Raw genomic sequence first — 20,074 nt, 5'->3', positions numbered from 1 at the left:
GTTGGGGGTCGTGCGGCCCCGTCGGTTACGCGGGCGCTGTTCTTATTTTTTCAGCCAGATCGCGCGCGATGCCGAACGCGCCCTTGATACGGTCCGAATCGCTGGTCCAGTCGCGCCGGATGATGATCTTGTTGTCCTGCACCTTGGCCAGCCCGCGCTCGGCGGTCAGAAAGTCGACCAGCCCGGCGGGGTTCGGGAACTTGTCCATGTGGAACTGCACCGTGGCGCCCTTTGGCCCCGCGTCCAGCCGCGCGATATTGGCGCGCTTCGCCATCGCCTTGATGCGGATGACCAGCATCAGCAGGTTCACCTCGCGCGGCAAGGGCCCGAAGCGGTCGATCAGCTCGGCCGCGAACCCCTCGAGCTCGACCTTGGTGCCAAGCTGCGACAGGCGCCGATACAGGCCCAGACGCACATCCAGATCGGGGACATAGCTTTCGGGGATCGTCACTGGCACGCCCAGATGCAGCACCGGCGCCCAGTCGTCTTCGGGCGTGCCCTCGATCTCGCCCGATTTCAGCTTGGCGATGGTTTCCTCCAGCATCGCCTGATAAAGCTCGAACCCGACCTCTTTGATATGGCCCGACTGTTCTTCGCCCAGAAGATTGCCGGCGCCGCGCAGGTCCAGATCCTGACTGGCGATGTTGAACCCCGCCCCCAGACTGTCGATCGAACCCAGAAATTTCAGCCGCCGCAGCGCCTGCGGGGTCAAGGGCACCCGGGGTTTGGTGGTCAGATAGCAATAGGCGCGGGTTTTCGAGCGCCCGACCCGACCCCGTATCTGGTAAAGCTGCGCCAGCCCGAACATGTCGGCGCGCCACACCACCATCGTGTTCGCGCTGGGAATATCCAGCCCCGATTCCACGATGCTGGTCGCCAGCAGCACATCCGCCGCGCCGTCGTAAAAGGCGTTCATCCGGGCGTCCAGCTCGCCCGCCGCCATCTGGCCATGCGCCACGATCACCTTGACCTCGGGCACCTCGGCCTTCAGCCATTCCTCAAGCTCGCGCAGGTCGCTGATCCGGGGGGCGACAAAAAACGATTGCCCGCCGCGGTATTTCTCGCGCAGCAGCGCCTCGCGGATGGTGATTGTGTCGAATTCGCTGACATAGGTGCGGATCGCAAGGCGATCGACCGGCGGCGTTCCGATGATCGACAGATCGCGCACGCCGGTCAGCGAGAGTTGCAGCGTGCGCGGGATCGGCGTCGCGGTCAGGGTCAGCACATGCACGTCGGACCGCAATTCCTTGAGCCGTTCCTTGTGGGCGACGCCGAAATGCTGTTCCTCGTCGACGATCAAGAGGCCAAGATTCTTGAACCTGACCGATTTCGACAGGACCGCATGGGTCCCGACCACGATGTCGACCGAACCATCGGCCAGCCCGGCGCGGGTGGCGTTCGCATCGCGCGCGCTGACGAAGCGGGACAAGGGGCGCACGTTGATCGCGGTGCCGCGGAACCGTTCGGCAAAGGTCCGGTAATGCTGCCGCGCCAGAAGCGTGGTCGGCGCGACGACGGCCACCTGCTTTCCGGCCTGCGCGGCGACAAAGGCCGCGCGCATCGCGACCTCGGTCTTGCCGAAACCGACATCGCCGACGATCAGCCGGTCCATCGGCCGGCCGGCGGACAGATCGGCCACCACATCGTCGATGGCGGCGGCCTGATCGTCGGTCTCGGTATAGGGAAAGCGGGCCGAGAACGTCTCCCAGTCGTGGTGCGGGGCCTCCAGAACCGGGGCCGGGCGCAGCAGCCGTTCGGCCGCAACTCGCATCAGCCGGTCGGCGATCATCCGGATGCGTTCCTTCAGCCGGGCCTTGCGCGCCTGCCACGCGCCGCCGCCCAGCTTGTCCAGCAGGCCTTCCTCGTGCCCGTAACGGCTGAGCAGTTCGATATTCTCGACCGGCAGATAAAAACGGTCGCCGCCGGCATATTCCAGCGCCACGCAATCATGCGGAATGCCAAGCGCCATGATGGTTTCCAGCCCGGTATAGCGCCCGATGCCGTGTTCGACATGGACGACCAGATCGCCGGGGCTGAGCGAGGACGCCTCGGTCAGAAAATTCTCGGCCCGGCGGCGGCGTTTCGGGGCGCCGATCAGCCGGTCGCCCAACACGTCCTGTTCCGAGATGACCGTCAGCGGGCCCGGATCAGCGGATCCGGCCTCGAACCCTTCGTCGAGCGGCCAGATCGCAAGCGCGACCGCGCCGTTTTCCCGTGGCAGATCGCGCATGCTGGCGATGGCCTTGACGCCACTCAGCCCCTCATCCGCCAGAAGGCCGCTCAGCCGTTCGCGGGCGCCTTCGGAAAAACAGGCGATGATCACCCGACCGCGCTTTTGCCGGTCGCGGATATGGTCGGCCAGCGCGCCGAACAGGCTGAGCTTCTCCTGCTGGCGTTCGGGGGCGAAATTGCGCCCTGCCCGGCCGCCCGCGTCCAGAATGCCCGGCCCCGGCGGCTGCGGCAGAACCGCCAGCCGCACATGCCGACGCGCGTTGAGCCAGTCGGAAAACTCCTCGGCCGAGGGATAAAGGCTGTCCGGCGGCACCGGCTTATAGACGGTATCGGCCCGGTCGCGCCGGTTCAGCGCCTCGCGCCGGGCGTCATATTGTTCGTGGATGGTGTGTTCGCGGGCGTCGACGACCTGATCCAGCCGGTCGTCGGTCATCACCGTGGCGCCGGGCAGATAGTCGAACAGATTCTCCATCCGGTCGTGAAACCACGGCAACCAATGTTCCATCCCCGCCATCTTGCGCCCGGCGCTGATGCCTTCGTAAAGCGGGTCATTGCTGCCGGCCGCGCCGAATTCACGGCGATAGGTCTGGCGGAACCGGGCGATGGCATCGGCGTCAAGAATGACCTCGGACATCGGCACCAGCTCGACCCGATCCAGCTTTTCGGTGGTGCGCTGGGTTTCCGGATCGAACCGCCGCGCGCCGTCCAGAACATCGCCGAACAGGTCAAGCCGCACCGGGCCCGGTTGGCCGGGCGGATAGATGTCGATGATGCCGCCGCGGATGGCATAATCGCCCGGCTCGGTCACCGTCGGCGATTGCACGAAACCCATGCGGACCAGAAATTCGCGCAAGGCGGTCTCGTTCACCCGCTGTCCGACACGGGCCACGAAGCTGGCCCCCGCCACGGTGTCGCGCGCCGGCAACCGTTGCAGCGCCGCGTTCAGCGTGGTCAGCAGGACGAACGGCCCCTTGATCTGCCCCGAACTCAGCGCCGCCAGCGTCGCCATCCGGGTCGAGGATACCGCCGCATTGGGCGACACCCGGTCATAAGGGGTGCAATCCCACGCCGGAAACTCCAGCACCGGGACATCGGGCGCGAAAAACTGCAACGCCGCCCGCACCGCCGCCATGCGCCGGTCGTCGCGTGCCACGAACACCACCGGGACGCCGCGCGCCACCTCGCGCGCCAGCAGCGCGCCGTCATAGCCCTCGGGCGCGCCGGACAGGGTGATCTGGTCGGGGTTAAGGGGTGTTTTCGCCGCGATTTTCGTCATTGCGTTGACCTAACGTGCGGATGGGCGGTGTCAAGATCGGGCGTGCGGGGCTTCAGAAACCCAGCGGATGGCGCAGCATCCACAGCGCGCCCCATGCGGCGGTCACGCCCATCGCGATCACGCCGATCACGCTGGTGATCAGGCGCTGCGACCACAGCGCGCGGGCGGCGCGTTCGGCCGCCTCGGCCGGCGGGACCTGTTCGGTCTGGGCCGCTTCCATCAGCCCCTGCATCCGGCCCGCAAGGCGCACCCGCAGCACCCCGGTGACGGCAAGCGGTGTCAGCAACAGCCATCCGGCCTGTGCGATCTCGACCCCCAGCAGCGCCAGAACCGCCAATGCCGCCAGAACAAACCCGCCGGCGGCCAGGGCAAAGACCGCGACGCCGGGACTGGTCTGGCGCATCGGCAGGGTCAGGGACAGCCAGTCCAGAAGCAAAAGCCGCGCCTCGTCGCCGTCCGGGCCGTCGGCGGGAAAGCGGGCGCGGGCGATCACCTCGGCCGGGACGCCCAGCACACCGCGCCCCATCAGTGACCAGCACAGCACCAGAAACAGCCAGAACCACACGGCCGCGAAGCTGCGTGTCTCAAGATTGGGTAGTCCTTGCAGTATCGCGTCCATCCTCGACCCTTCTGTCTGGCGGTTGAAACCCGATCCGGCCCGGCATTCAAGCGCGAACTGCGCGCCCTTGCACTTGCCGCGCCGGTTATGGCACGGTCCTGCCGCCCGATCTGGTCAAGGACTGCGCTGCGATGCCCCATGTCACCACCCCCGCCCCCTTCCCCGCCGCGCGGATGCGCCGCATGCGGCGCACGGCCGCCCTGCGCGGAATGGTCGCGGAAAACCGGCTGAGCGCCGCGGATCTGATCTGGCCGATCTTCGTGACCGAGGTCGCCGGCGCCGAGGGGCCGATCCCGTCCATGCCCGGGGTTTCCCGGCTGACGCTGGACGGCGCGCGCCGCGCGGCCGAAACGGCGATGGAGCTTGGCATTCCAGCGATCTGCATATTCCCCCATTCCGACCCGGCGCGGAAAACCGAAAGCTGCGAACGCGCCTGGGACCCCGAAAACATCGGCAACCGCGCCATCCGCACAATCAAGGAAGTCGCGCCGGATCTGGCGGTGATGACCGACATCGCGCTCGATCCCTATAATATCAACGGCCATGACGGTTTTGTGGTGAAGGGTGAAATCCTGAACGACGAAACCGTCGCGGCACTGGTCAGGATGGCGCTGGCGCAGGTGGCGGCGGGGGCCGATATTCTGGGGCCCAGCGACATGATGGACGGCCGCATCGGCGCATTGCGCATGGCGCTTGAAGAGGCCGGCCACAAGCATGTGGCGATCCTGTCCTATGCGGCGAAATATGCCAGCGGCTTCTATGGGCCGTTTCGGGATGCGGTTGGCGCATCGGGGCGGCTTGTGGGCGACAAGAAAACCTATCAGATCGACCCCGCGAACCGGGACGAGGCGCTGCGCTGCGTCGCCCGCGATCTGGCCGAGGGCGCCGATATGGTCATGGTCAAGCCCGGCATGCCCTATCTGGATATCTGCCGCGACGTGCGCGAGAGCTTTGGTGTGCCGACCTTCGCCTATCAGGTCAGCGGCGAATACGCGATGATCGCGGGCGCGGCCGACGCGGGCTGGCTGGACCGGCGCGCGGTCGTGCTGGAAAGCCTGCTGGCGTTCAAGCGCGCCGGTTGCGACGGGGTGCTCAGCTATTTCGCCCCCGAAGCCGCGGCCTGGCTGCGCGAGGCATAAGCCATCGGCGATGTTGCGCTGACCGCGCCGTGTCGGCCCGACGGGCATGACAGCGCCGCGCGCTTGCATTAGGATAGGTGCGAACGGGCCGCCAAGTGCCCGCGATGATGCAGGAAAAAGGGACAGGACAATGAGCCAGTCAAGGAATTCGCGGGTCGTGACGGCGACGCCCGCCATGGCCCAATCAAAGCTGACCCGGCGCGGTCTTCTGGTTGCGGGTGGCGCGACGCTGGGTCTTGCTGCTTGCGGCAACGGCGTCGGCATGAATGGCGCGTCGCGGCTGGACGCGCGGGTCGACGCGACGCGGGACTATCTGTTCAGCACCTATCCGGCGGTCCAGCCGATGGCGCAGAATGCGCAGGGTGTGCTCTACATGCCGCTGATGACCGAGGTCGGGCTGGGTTTGGGCGGCGCCTATGGTCAGGGCGCGCTGCGGATCCGGGATGCCACGGTCGATTACTACTCGGCCACCCGTGCCAGTGTCGGGCTTCAGATCGGGGCGCAGCAATACGCCCATGTGCTGATCTTCCAGTCGCAGGACGCGCTGGCCGAGTTTCGTGGCGCCGATGGCTGGGTCGCACAGGCCGACGCCTTCTATGCCCTGCCCGATCGCGGCGTGGCGATGGGCGTGGACAGCGTGACCCAGCAATATCCGGTGGTCGCGATGATCTTCGGTCAGTCGGGCCTGATGGCGGGCGCGGCGATCGCCGGCACGAAATACAGCCGGATCATCCCCAGCTCATTCTGACAAATCGCCTTAAAAAACATACAGAAGCCGCTGAATCCATTGTGGTTCAGCGGCCTTGTTGTCAAAACGGTTCAGATGCGGCGCGCTCAGCCGCCGTGAATGACGCGGACGTAGTTCTTGGTCTCGCTATAGGGCGGGATACCCTTGTAGCGCGCCACCGCCTCGGGCCCGGCGTTATAGGCCGCAAGCGCCAGCCGCCAATCGCCAAAGCGCGAATACATCATCTTCAGATAACGCGCCCCACCCTCGAGGTTCTGACGCGGGTCGGCGGGGTTGACGCCAAGCTTCGCGGCGGTGCCCGGCATCAATTGCGCTAGACCCATGGCGCCCTTGTTGCTGCGCGCCGACGGATTCCAGCCCGATTCCTGCTGGACCAGCCGCAGGAACAGGTTCTCGGGGATGCCGTGCTTTTGCGCCATCGCCTTGGCATGCGCCAGATACTGCCCCTTGTAGCGGCCGCGATAGGCCGGGATCGCGCGGCTGGGCGCGGGGGTCAGGGCGGCGAAACTGGCAACTTTTGGCGCATTGGGGCGCAGCCGCGCGGATTGCGCGTATTGGCCGGCAAGGCGCCGGTCGATCAACTGCGTCTGGCGCTGGAACTGGCTGACCCGGGATTTCGACGAGGCCCCGGAAAGACGAAGCCCCTCGGCGCTGGCCAGGCTGGGTTTGTAGACCGGCGACAACCCAAGAATGACCGTAAGACCAACACCGACAATTCGAGAAATTACCGGATGAACCATATGACTGCCCCTCGCTGTCCGTCGCGAATTTTTTTGTTACTATAAACGTATTTTAACCATTTGCCACCAATTTGGCCGAAATCCGCTGCCCGGGCGGGCGAAGTTTCGCCTATCCGGTGCCCGGGATGGAACTATTTCCCGGCCCGCGTTTGCGCAGCCTGCATCTACGCGCCTGCGGTTGCCCGTCTGCGTTTGCCGGCTCTGCTGATGCGGCGCGGGATCGAACGGGGCCTTTGCAATCACGCCGCGGGTGGTTAGACAGGCGATCACGACAGCAAACGGATGAGGATGCGATGGCCGGAAGTGTGAACAAGGTGATCCTGGTGGGCAACCTGGGTCAGGACCCCGAAATCCGGACCTTCCAGAACGGCGGCAAGATCGCCAACCTGCGCATCGCCACCTCGGAACAGTGGAAAGACCGCAATTCGGGCGAACGGCGCGAGCGCACCGAATGGCATACCGTCGTCATTCATTCCGAACCGCTGGTCCGCGTGGCCGAGCAATACCTGAAAAAGGGCAGCAAGGTCTATGTCGAGGGTCAGCTTGAGACCCGCAAATGGCAGGACCAGCAGGGCAACGACCGCTATTCGACCGAGGTCGCGCTGCGCCCCTTCCGCAGCGAGTTGCACATGCTGGACGGCCGTGGCGGCGGTCAGGGCGGCGGCGGCGATTGGGACCGCGGCGGTTCCTCGGGCGATTATGACAGCGGACCCTCGGGCGGTGGTCAGGGCGGTCAGGGTGGCGGCCGCGACTTTGACGACGAGATTCCGTTCTAGGAAACGTCCGGCACAGGCGTCCGACACAGACGTTCACAACGGCGCCGGGATACGGCAGCCGGCGACAGCGAAAACGGGCGGGCAGCGATGACCCGCCCTTTTTTCGTCGGGTCAGGCCGCGCGGGATTCGGCCAGCACCTGCCGGACCGCGCCCATGTCGACATCCTCGGCCACGAAAGCCTTGCCGATCCCGCGTGCCAGGATGAAACGCAGTTTGCCGTCACGCACCTTCTTGTCCTGCCCCATCAGCCGGATCAGGGATTCGTCATCGGGGAGTTCGGCAGGAATGTCGCGCAGCCGCGACGGCAACCCCATCGCGGCAAGATGCGCCGCGACGCGGCTGGGTTCCTCCTGACTGCACAGCCCCAGCCGGGCCGAAAGCTCGAAGGCGAGCGCGCAGCCGACCGCCACGCCCTCGCCATGCAGCAGCCGTTCCGAATAACCCGTCGCCGCCTCAAGCGCATGACCGAAGGTATGGCCAAGGTTCAAAAGCGCGCGGTCGCCCTCTTCCGTCTCGTCGCGGGCGACGATATCGGCCTTCATCTGCACCGAATGGGCGACGGCATATTGGCGCAGCGCGGTATCGCCCGCCGCCAGATCGGGGCCGTTCTTTTCAAGCCAGCCGAAGAATTTCGCGTCCCCCAGAAGCCCGTATTTCATCACCTCGCCATAGCCTGACAGAAAATCGCGCTTGGGCAGCGTCTTCAGCACGTCGATGTCGGCCAGCACCAGCGTCGGCTGGTGAAACGCGCCGATCAGGTTCTTGCCCGAGGCGCTGTTGATGCCTGTCTTGCCGCCGACCGAGCTGTCGACCTGCGCCAGAAGCGTGGTCGGGATCTGGATAAAGCGCACGCCGCGCCGCAGGACCGCCGCGGCGAAGCCCGCCAGATCGCCGATCACCCCGCCGCCCAGCGCGATGACCAGATCGCGCCGCTCGATCTTTTCGTCGATCAGCCATTCGACGGCGCGCGAGAACTCGGGCCAGCCCTTGGTTTTCTCGCCCGCCGGCAGGGCAAGCTCGGCATGGGTGATGCCGGCGCCGTCCAGCGACCGGCACAGCCGGTCAAGGTGCAGCCCGGCCACGGATTCGTCGGTCAGGATGGCGACGCGCTTGCGCTGGGTCATCGGCGCTATGGCCGCGCCCGCGCCGTCGATCAGACCGGGGCCGATGCGCACGGGATAGCTGCGGCGGCCCAGTTGGACGGTGACTTCCTCAGCGGGCATTACCTTCTCCTTTGGTCAGAAATCCGTTGGCGGCCAGCATCTCGATCATCCGCCGGGCGGTGCCGTCGACGGTGTCGCGGTCGCTGGTCAGCAGCCGCAGATCGGCCTTTGCATAGACGGGGCGGCGTTGATCCACCATCGCGGCCAGGGTCTCGTGCGGGTTCGGCGTCATCAGCAGCGGGCGCGTGGCGCGCAGCCGCACCCGGTTCCACAGCGTTTCCAGATCGGCGTCGATCCAGACCGAGACCCCGCCGGCGCGGATGATCCGGCGATTCTCGGGCCGGATCCACGCGCCGCCGCCGGTCGAGACGATGCCGGGTGGTCCGGCCAGTATCCGCGCCAGCACCTCCGATTCGCGGGCGCGAAAGAATTCCTCGCCATCGCGTGCGAAAATTTCCGTGATCGTCATATTCGCGGCACGTTCGATTTCATCGTCGGAATCGGTGTAAGGCCGGCCCAGAAGCCGCGCGACCTCGGTCCCGACGGCGGTTTTTCCGGCCCCCATCATGCCGACCAGCACGATATGCCGCGCCAGATCGTGCCCCGGTGTCTCGCCCTGTGCCAATCTGCTCTCCCTTGCCTGTCGGTTCCGAATGGCGTGATCTTTCCGATAATGCCATATATATTCACAGCTAACCGGCGAAAGACCGGAAGGAAATGCGGACACGGGCGGCTGGGGCGCCCGGCCGGCGGAAATAACTGGGGCAGACGATGCGCGTGGCTACAATTCTGGTGATTCTGTTCATTCTGGCGCTGCTGGCGCTGGCGGGATACGCCTATCTTGGCGATATGGCGGCCGACCCGCAGCCTGTGCGGGTGCCGGTGCAGGTCGATACGAATGGCTAAGGGGCGGCGATTGGCCGCAAGGCTGCCGGCAATCGCGGCGGCGGCGGCGCTGAGCATGGGATGCGGGGCCACGGCATTCGCCCAGCAGGGACCGCTCAGCTCGAACGACTGGCTGACGGGCAAGGGCGCGCCGCCGCCGCCGGTTTCGACATGGCGTCCCGGCGATCCGCTTCCGGGCGATGCCGTTGGTCGTAGGCCGAAATCGCCGCCGGTGGCGCAATCCGGCGCGGTCGAATCGGTCGGCGTCTCGCGGCTGGACGGCGAGAACCCCGATTCGAAAGGTGTCGTCGCCGCACGCGAGGCCGGGCTGCCGGTCGATCTTTGGGGCGAAAGCGAACCCGAGACGCTGGCCACGCTGATCCAGTCCGCCGGACGACCGGTCCTGCCCGCCATGCAGACCCTGTTGCGCCGCGCCTTGCTGACGCAACTGGACCCGCCGCGCGGCAACGGCGCGCCGGGGGCGCTGTTTCTGGCCCGGGTCGACAGCCTGTTGTCGCAGGGCGCGCTTCAGGATGCGGCGCAGCTTCTGGACGCAGCCGGCCCCGCCGACGCCCAGCGTTTCCGGCGGCAATTCGACGTGGCGGTGCTGTCCGGCGACGAAAGCCATGCCTGCGACATCATCCGGAAAACGCCCGGCGTCGCGCCGGATCAGGCCGCGCGGATCTTTTGTCTGGCGCTGTCGGGCGACTGGAACGCGGCCGCGCTGACGTTTCGCGGCGCCGTCGCCCTGGGCGAGATCACCCCGCCCATGGACGCGCTGATGGCGCGCTATCTGGATGACAGCTATGCCGATGCGACCGATCAGATCGGTCCGCCGCAGGAAACCCCCTCGCCGCTGGTCTATCGCCTGCATGAGGCGATCGGCGAGCCCTTGGCTACCGCTTCGCTGCCGCTGGTATTCTCGGCGGCCGATCTGCGCAGCAATTCCGGCTGGAAGGCCCAGATCGAGGCGGCCGAGCGGCTGGCCCGGGCCGGCTCGCTGGACCCTGCACAACTGCGGTCGATCTATTCCGAACAGCAGCCCCCGGCCTCGGGCGGGGTGTGGGACCGTGCCGCGGCGATCCAGAAGCTGACCGGCGCCCTGCAATCGAGCGATAGCGCGGCGGTTGATGCCGCCCTGCCCCCGGCGTGGGATCAGATGGCGGCGGCGGGGCTTTCCGGCGCTCTTGCCGCGATGGCGGCGCCCGAACTGAGCGGGTTTCCGAACCTGTCCGGCCGCGCGGCGCAGATCGCGCTGTGGATCGCCGCGATGGAAGGTCAGCAGCCGGCGAACGCAACGCCCGCCCCCGCCGATGACCGCGATGCGTTCATCGCGGCGCTGGCGCGGGGCGACACCTCGTCCACCCCGGCCCCGGCCGCCGATCCGCAGGGCGTGGCCGCGATGCTGAAAACCGTGTTCGACGCCCCCGCGCCTGCGGTAGACGCTCTGTCCGGGCCATTTGCCGAACTGATCGCCGCGAACCGCCGGGGCGAGGCTTTGCTGCGCGCCATCCCGGCGGTCGATGCGGCAACCGAGGGCGATCTGAATCGTGCCTCGGCCGGGCTTCTGGCCCTGCGCGCCCTTGGTCAGGAAGATCCGGCGCGGCGCGCGGCGGTGCAGATCATGCTGCTGGGGCCGCGCAGTGGGACGGACCCGGGCTGATGCCGGAGCCTGCGCCACCGTCGGGAATACCGGCCGGAACACCGCCCGGAAAACCGGCCGCCATTCCCGACAGCCGCCGCATCTCGGCCTTTCTGGACGCGCAGGCGGCCGAACTCGGCGCGGCGCGCAACACGCTTTTGGCTTACGGTCGCGATCTCGGCGATTATCGCGACTGGCTGGCCGGGCGGGGTCAGGCGATGATGACGGCCACGCGCAGCGACATCGAGGCCTATCTGGGCCATTGCGACGCGCAGGGCTTCGCCCGCAGCACCCGCGCCCGCAGGTTGTCCGCGATCCGGCAGCTTTACCGTTTCGCGCTGGACGAAGGCTGGCGCGAGGACGATCCCGCCATCCGCATTTCGGGGCCGGGGCGCAGCCAGCGCCTGCCGAAAACCCTTTCCATGGCCGAGGTCGGCGGCCTGCTGGACGCCGCCCGCGACCCGAAAAAGCCCGAGGCCGAGCGGTTGCGCGACACCGCCCTGATGGAACTGCTTTACGCCACCGGCATGCGGGTCAGCGAATTGGTAAGCCTGCCCGTCGATGCCTGCCGGGGCGATCCGCGGGTGCTGCTGATCCGCGGCAAGGGCAACAAGGAACGCATGGTGCCGCTGACCCCGCCGGCGCGCGCGGCGCTGCATGACTGGCTGGCGTTTCGCGACGATGCCCCGCGCGACAGCGCACTGGGGCGGCTGGTCGCGGGACCGGGCGCGCGCTTTGTTTTTCCGGCCGCCGGCACCGCTGGCCATATGGCGCGGCAGGTGTTCGGCAGGCTTCTGGACGGGCTGGCGATTGCCGCCGGCGTGCCGCCCGCGCGGGTGACCCCGCATGTCATCCGTCACGCCTTCGCCACCCATCTGCTGGAAGGCGGCGCCGATCTGCGGGCGATCCAGACGCTTCTGGGTCATGCCGATCTGTCGACGACCGAAATATACACTCATGTCCTTGATGCCCGGCTGCGTGATCTGGTGCTGAACCACCATCCGCTGGCCGGGAACTGAGACCCAAACGAGACGCGGATCAACCCGATGACATCTGGATTTCTTGACCTGCAATTCTGGACCACGGCCGGGGCGATCGTCTGCCTTCTGGCGGCCTCGGCGTTCTTTTCCGGTTCGGAAACCGCATTGACCGCCGCCAGCCGCGCCAAGCTGCGCGCCCGCGCCGACCGGGGCGAAAGCGGCGCCGAAACCGCGCTTGCCCTGACCAATGACAGCGAACGGCTTATCGGCTCGCTTCTGTTGGGCAACAACGTGGTGAACATCCTGTCGGCGTCGCTGGCAACGGCGCTTTTGTCGCGGATATTCGGGCATTCCGGGGTGGCGCTGGCGACGCTGGTGATGACGTTCCTGGTGCTGATCTTCGCCGAGGTGCTGCCCAAGACCTATGCCATTTCGGCACCCGAGGATGTGGCTATCCGGGTCTCGCCGCTGGCCCGGATCGTCAAGGCGCTGCTGGCGCCGCTGGTCGCGGTCGTGCGTGTCATCGTGCGGGGGATATTGGCGATCTTCGGGCTCAAGACCGATCCGGAATCGCAGATGTTCTCGGTGCGCGAGGAAATCGCCGGGGCGCTGGCCATCGGCCATTCCAGCGGCGCCATGCACAAAGAGGACCGCGACCGGCTGCTTGGCGCGCTGGACCTTGGCAGCCGCTCGGTCGAGGAGATCATGCGCCATCGCTCGGGCATCGAGATGATCGACTGCGACCTGCCGCCCGAGGCGATACTGGATGCGGTGCTGACCTCGCCCCACACCCGGTTGCCGCTGTACAAGGACGAACGCGAAAACGTGGTCGGCGTGATCCACGCCAAGGACCTGCTGCGCGCGGTCAACAAAGTCGTGCGCGCCGGCGGAACGGTGGCCGACATCGACGTTCTCAGCGTCGCGATGCCACCCTATTTCATTCCCGACACCACGGCGCTGGACGAACAGATGCGGACCTTTCTGTCCCGCCGCACCCATTTCGCGCTGGTCGTCGATGAATATGGCACGCTGCGCGGCCTGATCACGCTTGAGGATATTCTTGAGGAGATCGTCGGCGACATCACCGACGAACACGACACCGAGGCGCTGCCGACCCTGCACCCAACATCCAGCGGCGATTATCTGGTCGAGGGGTCGATGACGATCCGCGACCTGAACCGCGCGCTTGACTGGAACCTGCCCGATGACGAGGCGAATACCGTCGCCGGGCTGGTGATCCATGCCGCCCAGTCGATTCCGGCGCAGGGGCAGGTGTTCAGCTTTCACGGCTATCGCTTCGAGGTCGTGGCCCGGCGCGAGAACCGCCTGACCCGCCTGCGCATCCGGCCGCTTTCATCGCCGTCCTGATCCTGTCCCAATCCTGCCCAGATCCTGCGGCACCGGTGATTTTTTAGCGGGCATTAAGACAGCATTGCCGATTTGACGGCAATGCCGGCCATTGATTTCTGTTGCGGGATCGGGGGCGGGTGATCCAACCTGTCGTCATACCGCATGAGGATGTGACATGGCCGAAACCACCCACCCCGTCGACGAGATATTGCCCCCTACCCGGCTGTTCACGCTGGGTCTGCAACATGTGCTGGTCATGTATGCGGGCGCGGTGGCGGTGCCCTTGATCGTCGGACGGGTGCTGAAGCTGGAACCGGCGGATGTCGCCTTTCTGATCTCGGCCGATCTGTTCTGCTGCGGGGTGGTGACGCTGATCCAGTCGTTCGGGGTAACGCAATGGTTCGGCGTCAGGCTGCCGGTGATGATGGGGGTCACTTTCGCCTCGGTCGGTCCGATGGTCGCCATCGCCGGGCAGAACCCCGGGCCCGAGGGCGCGCGGATGATATTCGGGGCGATCATCGCGGCCGGTATCGTCGCGATGCTGATCGCGCCCTTGGTCGGGCGGATGCTGCGGTTCTTTCCGCCGGTAGTGACGGGGACGATCATTCTGGTGATCGGCGTCACGCTGATGCGGATCGGGATCAACTGGATCTTCGGCAACCCGGTCGGTCCGACCGCGCCGAAGCTGGTCAGCCCCGAGGCCGCGGCATGGATGAAAACCGTCGCCGATCTTTCCGGCGCGGGGGTGGTTCCGGCCATGCCGCAGGGGGTCGCCATCGCGCCGGGCGCGCCGAACCCGCTTTACGGCAATCTCGGCAATGTCGGGATTTCGGCGGTCGTGCTGGTCTCGATCCTGCTGATCGCCCGCTATGGCAGGGGCTTCGTCGCCAATATCGCGGTGCTTCTGGGGATCATCATCGGCGCGGTCCTGACCGGGCTGATGGGGCAGATGAATTTCGAGGGCGCGGCGAAGGCCGCGTGGTTCGGGGTCATCGCGCCGTTCCATTTCGGCACCCCGATCTTCGACCCGGTGATGATCCTGACGATGGTTCTGGTCATGATCGTGGTGATGATCGAATCGACCGGCATGTTTCTGGCCCTGGGCGAGATGACCGGGCGCCCGGTCACGCAGAAATCGCTTTCGGCGGGGCTGCGCACGGACGGGCTGGGGACCCTGATCGGCGGGATATTCAACACATTCCCCTATACGTCATTCTCGCAGAACGTCGGGCTGGTCGGGGTGACGGGGATCCGCTCGCGTTATATCTGCGTGGCGGGCGGGCTGATCCTGATCGTGATGGGGCTGGTCCCGAAGATGGGGGCGTTGGTTGAATCGCTGCCGACCGCGGTTCTGGGCGGCGCCGGGATGGTCATGTTCGGCATGGTCGCGGCGACCGGAATACGCATCCTCAGCCAGGTCGATTTCGCCGGCAACCGCAACAACCTGTTCATCGTGGCCGTGGCGCTGGGGTTCGGGATGATCCCGCTTGTCGCGCCCGAGTTCAAGCAGTGGATGCCCCACGCCATCCACCCGCTGATCGAATCCGGCATACTGCTTGCGACGATCGCGGCGGTGGGGCTGAACCTGTTCTTCAACGGCGCCAATGCGACGCGCGACGACCTGGCCCGCGCGGCTTCGGCGGCGGATCACTAGCGCCGCGATCCGGCCCCCCGGCCGCGCCAAAATTCCCATGCGGCCCCGAGTTTGCGCGGGCTTCGCCTTGCGTCGCCCGGCCTGTGCAAATATCAGGGGCGGGACACGTCAGCCAAGGAATGCGCCATGGACATCGCCGATCGCCGCAAGGCCGACCCCGAACACTGGAAACTCGCCACCGCGATCCGCGTGCTGGCGATGGACGCGGTTCAGGCCGCGAACAGCGGCCACCCCGGCATGCCGATGGGCATGGCCGATGTCGCGACCGAGCTGTTTCGCAATCACCTGAAATTCGACGCCTCGGCGCCGCATTGGTTCGACCGCGACCGTTTCGTGCTGTCGGCCGGCCATGGCAGCATGCTGATCTATGCGCTGCTGCACCTGACCGGGTACGAGCAGATGACGCTGGACCAGATCCGCAACTTCCGCCAATGGGGCTCGATCACCGCGGGCCATCCCGAATACGGCCATGTCGAGGGGGTCGAGACCACCACCGGCCCGCTGGGTCAGGGCCTTGCCACGGCGGTCGGCATGGCCATCGCAGAAGAGGCGATGCGGGCCCAGTTCGGCGCCGATCTGTGCGATCACCGCACCTGGGTCATCGCCGGCGACGGTTGCCTGATGGAGGGAATCAGCCACGAGGCGATCGGCCTTGCCGGGGCGCAAAAGCTGTCGCGGCTGATCGTGCTTTGGGACAACAACAACATCACCATCGACGGCAAGGTCAGCCTGTCGGACCGCACCAACCAGCACGAGCGGTTCGAGGCCGCCGGCTGGCGGGTCCTGTCCTGCGACGGCCATGATGCCGCCGACATCAACCGGGCGCTGCGCGATGCGGCCTCGGGCAAGGACGACCGGCCGGTCATGGTCGACTGCAAGACCATCATCGGCTTCGGCTCGCCCAAGAAAGAGGGGACGGCGGCAGCGCATGGCTCGCCCCTCGGGGCCGAGGAGATCACTGTCGTCAAGCACGCCTATGGCTGGGAATACGGCCCCTTCGTCATCCCCGACGACATCCGCGCCACGTGGCTGGAGATCGGCAAGCGCGGCGCCGCCCCGCGCGCGGAGTGGAACGCCCGCGTCGACGCCCTGCCCCAGGATCAGCGCGACGAATTCGCCCGCCGCATCAGCGGCGCGGTCAGCGAGAAACTCGCACCGACGATTCTGGCCCTGAAGGAACAGGCCAGCGCCGCCCAGCCCAAGGTCGCGACCCGCAAGGCCTCGGAAATGGTGCTGGAGGTGATCAACCCCGCGGTGCCCGAAACCATGGGCGGTTCGGCCGATCTGACCGGATCGAACAACACGCTGACCAAGGATCTGGGCATCTTCAGCCCGGAAAACCGCAAGGGCCGTTATATCCATTACGGCATCCGCGAACACGGCATGGCGGCCGCGATGAACGGGCTTTGGCTGCATGGCGGGTTGCGGCCCTATGGCGGCACCTTCCTGACCTTCACCGATTACGCGCGCGGCGCGATCCGGTTGTCCTCGCTCATGGGGCTGCCGGTGATCTATGTGATGACCCATGACAGCATCGGTCTGGGCGAGGATGGGCCGACCCACCAGCCGGTCGAGCATCTGGCGATCAGCCGCGCCACGCCGAACACCATGACCTTCCGCCCCTGCGACATCATCGAGACCGCCGAGGCGTGGGAATTGGCGCTCTCCTCGGAAACCACGCCCTCGGTCATGGCGCTGTCGCGGCAGAACCTGCCCTGCCTGCGGACCGACCATATCGCCGAGAACATGACCGCCAAGGGCGCCTATATTCTGGCCGAGGCATCGGCGAAGCCGCAGGCGATCCTGATGGCCACGGGGTCCGAGGTCGAAATCGCGATGAATGCCCGCGCCGATCTGGAACAGGGCGGCATCCCGACCCGGGTCGTCTCGGTGCCGTGCATGGAGCTGTTCCACGACCAGCCGGAAAGCTATCGCAAGAAGGTCCTGCCGAAAGGCCCGGTCCGTATCGCGGTCGAGGCCGCCGTCCGCCAGCCGTGGGACTGGCTGCTGCTGGGCGAGCGGGGCAGCGAGGCGAAGCAGGCCTTCATCGGCATGACCGGCTTTGGCGCCTCGGCCCCGGCCGAGGTCCTGTATCGCGAATTCGGCATCACGCCCGCGGCCGTGGTCGAAAAGGTCAAGGCGCTGCTGTGACACTGGCCGCCGGCGGCAGCGCGCGGACCGAACAGTCCCGCGGTATCCTGCTGCTGCTGGGGGCGGTCTTGATCTTCACGCTGATGGATGCGACGGCGAAATACCTGTCGCAGCTTTACCATCCGCTACAGGTCGTCTGGTTCCGCTATGCCGGCAATCTGGCGATCCTTCTGATCGTGTTCGCGCCGCACCTGCGGGAATACGCGCGATCGCGTTCGCCGTGGCTGCAATTCTGGCGGGCGCTGATGCAGATCGCCTCGGCGGGGCTGTTCTTCTTTTCGCTGGTCCATATCGGCCTGACCGAGGCGACGGCGATCATGGATCTGAACCCGGTGCTGATCACGCTGGGCGCGGCTGTGTTTCTGGGCGAGCAAATCGGCCCGCGCCGCGCCGTCGGCATTCTGGTGTCGATGGTGGGGGCGCTGATCATCATCCGGCCCGGTCTCGGCGTCTTTCAGCCCGCCGCGATCCTGCCGCTGATTGGGGCCTTCACCTATGCCGCCGGCGCCATCCTGACCCGGCTGGTGCGCGGTGATTCGACCCGCACCTCGGTCCTGTGGTCGGCCGGGGTCTGCTCGCTGGTCGCAAGCGCCGCCCTGCCGTTCATCTGGCAACCGATCCAGCTCCAGCATTTCTGGGCGTTCGGCCTGATGGCGGTGTTCGGAACCATCTCGCAGGTCCTGCTGATCCGCGCCTTCGCCGTGGCCGAGGCATCGGCCATCGCGCCGTTCGGCTATACCGGGCTGGTCTGGGCGGGGGTCTGGAGCTGGCTGTTCTTCGACAGCCTGCCCGACATGTGGACGGTGGTCGGCGCGGCGGTTATCGTCTGTGCCGGCATTTATGTGTGGTCACGCGAAAGGCAGCAATGAGCGATAGCGAAGTGACCCGGGCCGTGGACGATGCGTCGCTGGCCGACCGTATCGGCAACCGGGCATTCCTGATCGTGATGGGGCTGGCGCGGGCGCTGCCCTATCGCTGGCGAATCCCGGCGGTGGGCTGGTTCTTTGCGCATGTGCTTGCGCCGCTGGCCGGCTGGCGGCGGCGGATCCGCGAAAACCTCGCCCTTGCCCGCCCCGACCTCGGCCCGGCCGAGGTGCGCGCCCTGACCCGCGCGGTGCCCGACAACGCCGGCCGCGCGCTGGCCGAAATCTATTCGGGCGAGGAGTTTACCGACCGGATCCACGCCGCCGATCCGCTGACCGGCCCCGGCCTGCCCGAGCTGGAGGCCGCCGCGCAATCCGGCCGCCCGGTCATCCTCGCCTGCGCGCATTTCGGCAATTACGACGCCATGCGTGCCGCCCTTGCCGGCCGGGGCTGGCCGGTCGGGGCGTTGTTCCGGCCGATGAACAACCGGGTGTTCAACACCCATTACATTCCCGCCATCCGCGCCATCGCCGAGCCGCTGTTTCCGCGTGGACGGTCGGGGCTGACCGCGATGCTGCGGTTTCTGAAGGGCGGCGGCTGGATGTGTCTTGGCTTCGATCAGTTCGACCGCCACGGCGCCACGCTGCAATTCTTTGGCCTGCCGTCCGAGACCGTGCTGACCCCGGCGGAACTCGCCCTGCGTTACGACGCGGCGCTGATCCCGATCGCGGGCGTCCGGCAACCCGACGGCCTGTCGTTCCGGGTCGAGGTCGGCAAGCCGATTCCGCCCGGCACGGCCGAGGAAATGATGCAGGCGCTGAACGACGATCTGGAGCGCCAGATCCGCGCCAACATGGGGCAATGGTTCTGGGTTCACCGCCGCTGGAAACCGCGCCGTCAGAAGAATTCCGAATCGCGCCTGTAGGCCCAGCCGGGCGCGGGCTCTGCCCGGCCGCGACTGTGCAACATCTCGGGGCCGGTGCGCCGGAAACCTGCGCGTTCCAGCACCCTGATCGAGGCCGGGTTGTCGTCGAACACCTCGGCCGTCAGATGGCGCAGATCGAACCGCGCCGTCACCGCCTCGCAAAAGGCCGGCACGATCTCGCTTGCCAATCCGCGACCGCCGACCTCGGGCGCGAGGAAATAATAGATCTCGTTCTCGGGCGGTGCGCCGATCCCGATCGAGCCGATCATCCGGCCCCCCGTCCGGATCGCCAACCGGAACGGCGGCGCGCCCTGCCACGACCAGTCGCGAATGAAGTCGCGCGCCCGGTCGGGGCCAAAGCCCGAATCGAACAGAAACAGCATCCGCGCGACCTCGGGCAGCGAGACGATGGCGGCAAGGGCCTCGGCATCCCCGGGGAGCAACGGGTCCATGATTGTGCGCGCGGTGGCGATCCGGAACGGATTGGCGGCGGCGAAATCGCGCGGGGTCAGCGTCTGGATCGCGCGGGCGACCAGCTTGCCCCGCGCCGCCGAGGGGCGCTGTTCGCTGCCCGCGTCGCGAAACCCCAGCCGGTGCAGCAAAGCGGCCGATCCGTCATTGCCGATCTCGTAACGCGCGGTCAGCGTGCTGTAGCCGGCCGCGAACCAGCGCATCACCGCCAGCCGCGCCGCCCCGGTCGCCAGCCCCCGGCCCCGCTCGGGCGCGGCCAGCCAATAGCCAAGCTCGGCCCCGGTGGTCGAGACCGAGCCGACCAGCCGCCCGCCCGCGCGGATCACGTAATCCCAGCGCCCCGCCTGCTGCGAGATCCAGTGCCGCGCATCGGCCTCATCATAAGGGCACCTCGATTTTTCACTGAATTCCTCTGAACGGACGAGATCAGCGGCTTGAAGCGGGGACTGCGACCGCCC

Annotated in this window: 17 protein-coding genes; 11 read left to right on the top strand and 6 right to left on the bottom strand. The window is 66.9% G+C overall.

Going from position 1 to position 20,074, the window contains the following annotated elements; translation table 11 throughout:
* Positions 1–25 precede the first annotated feature (25 nt).
* Positions 26–3,508: a transcription-repair coupling factor gene (mfd, locus tag ACFSCT_RS04560; protein WP_379140470.1), complete on the bottom strand. Its 3,483-nt coding sequence runs from the start codon at positions 3,506–3,508 to the stop codon at positions 26–28.
* A gap of 52 nt (positions 3,509–3,560) precedes the next feature.
* Positions 3,561–4,127: a hypothetical protein gene (locus ACFSCT_RS04555; RefSeq protein ID WP_379140468.1), complete on the bottom strand. Its 567-nt coding sequence runs from the start codon at positions 4,125–4,127 to the stop codon at positions 3,561–3,563.
* Between the two features lie 131 nt (positions 4,128–4,258).
* Here ACFSCT_RS04555 and hemB point away from each other — a divergent pair, with 131 nt between their 5' ends.
* Together hemB and ACFSCT_RS04545 are read left to right on the top strand one after the other, a co-directional pair.
* The gene (gene hemB / locus ACFSCT_RS04550; RefSeq protein WP_379140467.1) at positions 4,259–5,266 is read left to right on the top strand and encodes a porphobilinogen synthase; all 1,008 of its coding nucleotides are present in this window, start codon (positions 4,259–4,261) and stop codon (positions 5,264–5,266) included.
* Between the two features lie 175 nt (positions 5,267–5,441).
* Positions 5,442–6,014 carry a lipid-binding SYLF domain-containing protein gene (locus ACFSCT_RS04545; RefSeq protein ID WP_379140724.1) on the top strand — a complete coding sequence of 191 codons (573 nt, stop codon included), beginning with the start codon at positions 5,442–5,444 and terminating at the stop codon, positions 6,012–6,014.
* An 86-nt stretch (positions 6,015–6,100) separates the two neighbouring features.
* Here the strand turns inward: ACFSCT_RS04545 and ACFSCT_RS04540 are convergent, their stop codons facing one another.
* Positions 6,101–6,754 (bottom strand): lytic transglycosylase domain-containing protein, encoded by a 654-nt coding sequence (locus ACFSCT_RS04540; protein WP_379140465.1) that lies wholly within the window; start codon positions 6,752–6,754, stop codon positions 6,101–6,103.
* Positions 6,755–7,047: 293 nt separating this feature from the next.
* Here ACFSCT_RS04540 and ssb point away from each other — a divergent pair, with 293 nt between their 5' ends.
* Complete coding sequence (gene ssb, locus ACFSCT_RS04535; protein WP_379140464.1) at positions 7,048–7,530, top strand: single-stranded DNA-binding protein; 483 nt, start codon at positions 7,048–7,050, stop codon at positions 7,528–7,530.
* 111 nt (positions 7,531–7,641) lie between these two features.
* On the opposite strand, the gene aroB is transcribed toward ssb, so the two are convergent.
* The gene (aroB, locus tag ACFSCT_RS04530) at positions 7,642–8,754 is read right to left on the bottom strand and encodes a 3-dehydroquinate synthase (RefSeq protein WP_379140462.1); all 1,113 of its coding nucleotides are present in this window, start codon (positions 8,752–8,754) and stop codon (positions 7,642–7,644) included.
* A complete protein-coding gene (locus tag ACFSCT_RS04525; RefSeq protein ID WP_379140723.1) occupies positions 8,744–9,262 on the bottom strand; it encodes a shikimate kinase in 519 nt (172 codons plus the stop codon). The genes aroB and ACFSCT_RS04525 overlap by 11 nt, the downstream gene beginning before the upstream one ends.
* 203 nt (positions 9,263–9,465) lie before the next feature.
* Here ACFSCT_RS04525 and ACFSCT_RS04520 point away from each other — a divergent pair, with 203 nt between their 5' ends.
* From ACFSCT_RS04520 to ACFSCT_RS04485, 8 genes are all read left to right on the top strand, one after another.
* Complete coding sequence (locus tag ACFSCT_RS04520; RefSeq protein ID WP_379140459.1) at positions 9,466–9,600, top strand: hypothetical protein; 135 nt, start codon at positions 9,466–9,468, stop codon at positions 9,598–9,600.
* Positions 9,601–9,610: 10 nt separating this feature from the next.
* Complete coding sequence (locus ACFSCT_RS04515) at positions 9,611–11,242, top strand: hypothetical protein (protein WP_379140458.1); 1,632 nt, start codon at positions 9,611–9,613, stop codon at positions 11,240–11,242.
* Positions 11,242–12,240: a site-specific tyrosine recombinase XerD gene (locus ACFSCT_RS04510; RefSeq protein WP_379140457.1), complete on the top strand. Its 999-nt coding sequence runs from the start codon at positions 11,242–11,244 to the stop codon at positions 12,238–12,240. The genes ACFSCT_RS04515 and ACFSCT_RS04510 overlap by 1 nt, the downstream gene beginning before the upstream one ends.
* 27 nt (positions 12,241–12,267) lie before the next feature.
* On the top strand, positions 12,268–13,569 hold the full coding sequence (locus tag ACFSCT_RS04505; RefSeq protein ID WP_379140456.1) for an HlyC/CorC family transporter: 1,302 nt from the start codon (positions 12,268–12,270) through the stop codon (positions 13,567–13,569).
* Between the two features lie 157 nt (positions 13,570–13,726).
* A complete protein-coding gene (locus ACFSCT_RS04500) occupies positions 13,727–15,205 on the top strand; it encodes a nucleobase:cation symporter-2 family protein (RefSeq protein WP_379140454.1) in 1,479 nt (492 codons plus the stop codon).
* Between the two features lie 126 nt (positions 15,206–15,331).
* Complete coding sequence (gene tkt, locus ACFSCT_RS04495; protein WP_379140453.1) at positions 15,332–17,356, top strand: transketolase; 2,025 nt, start codon at positions 15,332–15,334, stop codon at positions 17,354–17,356.
* Complete coding sequence (locus tag ACFSCT_RS04490) at positions 17,353–18,225, top strand: DMT family transporter (RefSeq protein WP_379140451.1); 873 nt, start codon at positions 17,353–17,355, stop codon at positions 18,223–18,225. The genes tkt and ACFSCT_RS04490 overlap by 4 nt, the downstream gene beginning before the upstream one ends.
* On the top strand, positions 18,222–19,145 hold the full coding sequence (locus ACFSCT_RS04485) for a lysophospholipid acyltransferase family protein (RefSeq protein WP_379140450.1): 924 nt from the start codon (positions 18,222–18,224) through the stop codon (positions 19,143–19,145). The genes ACFSCT_RS04490 and ACFSCT_RS04485 overlap by 4 nt, the downstream gene beginning before the upstream one ends.
* Here the strand turns inward: ACFSCT_RS04485 and ACFSCT_RS04480 are convergent.
* Positions 19,118–20,074: GNAT family N-acetyltransferase (locus ACFSCT_RS04480; protein ID WP_379140449.1), on the bottom strand; the 957-nt coding region annotated here is incomplete at its 5' end. The two genes, ACFSCT_RS04485 and ACFSCT_RS04480, sit on opposite strands and share 28 nt — an antisense overlap.

This window comes from Paracoccus pacificus (assembly GCF_042680785.1).
Taxonomy (GTDB): domain Bacteria; phylum Pseudomonadota; class Alphaproteobacteria; order Rhodobacterales; family Rhodobacteraceae; genus Paracoccus; species Paracoccus pacificus.
The sequence above is the reverse complement of the archived record's forward strand: the minus strand, read 5'-3'. Positions and strand labels throughout refer to the sequence as shown.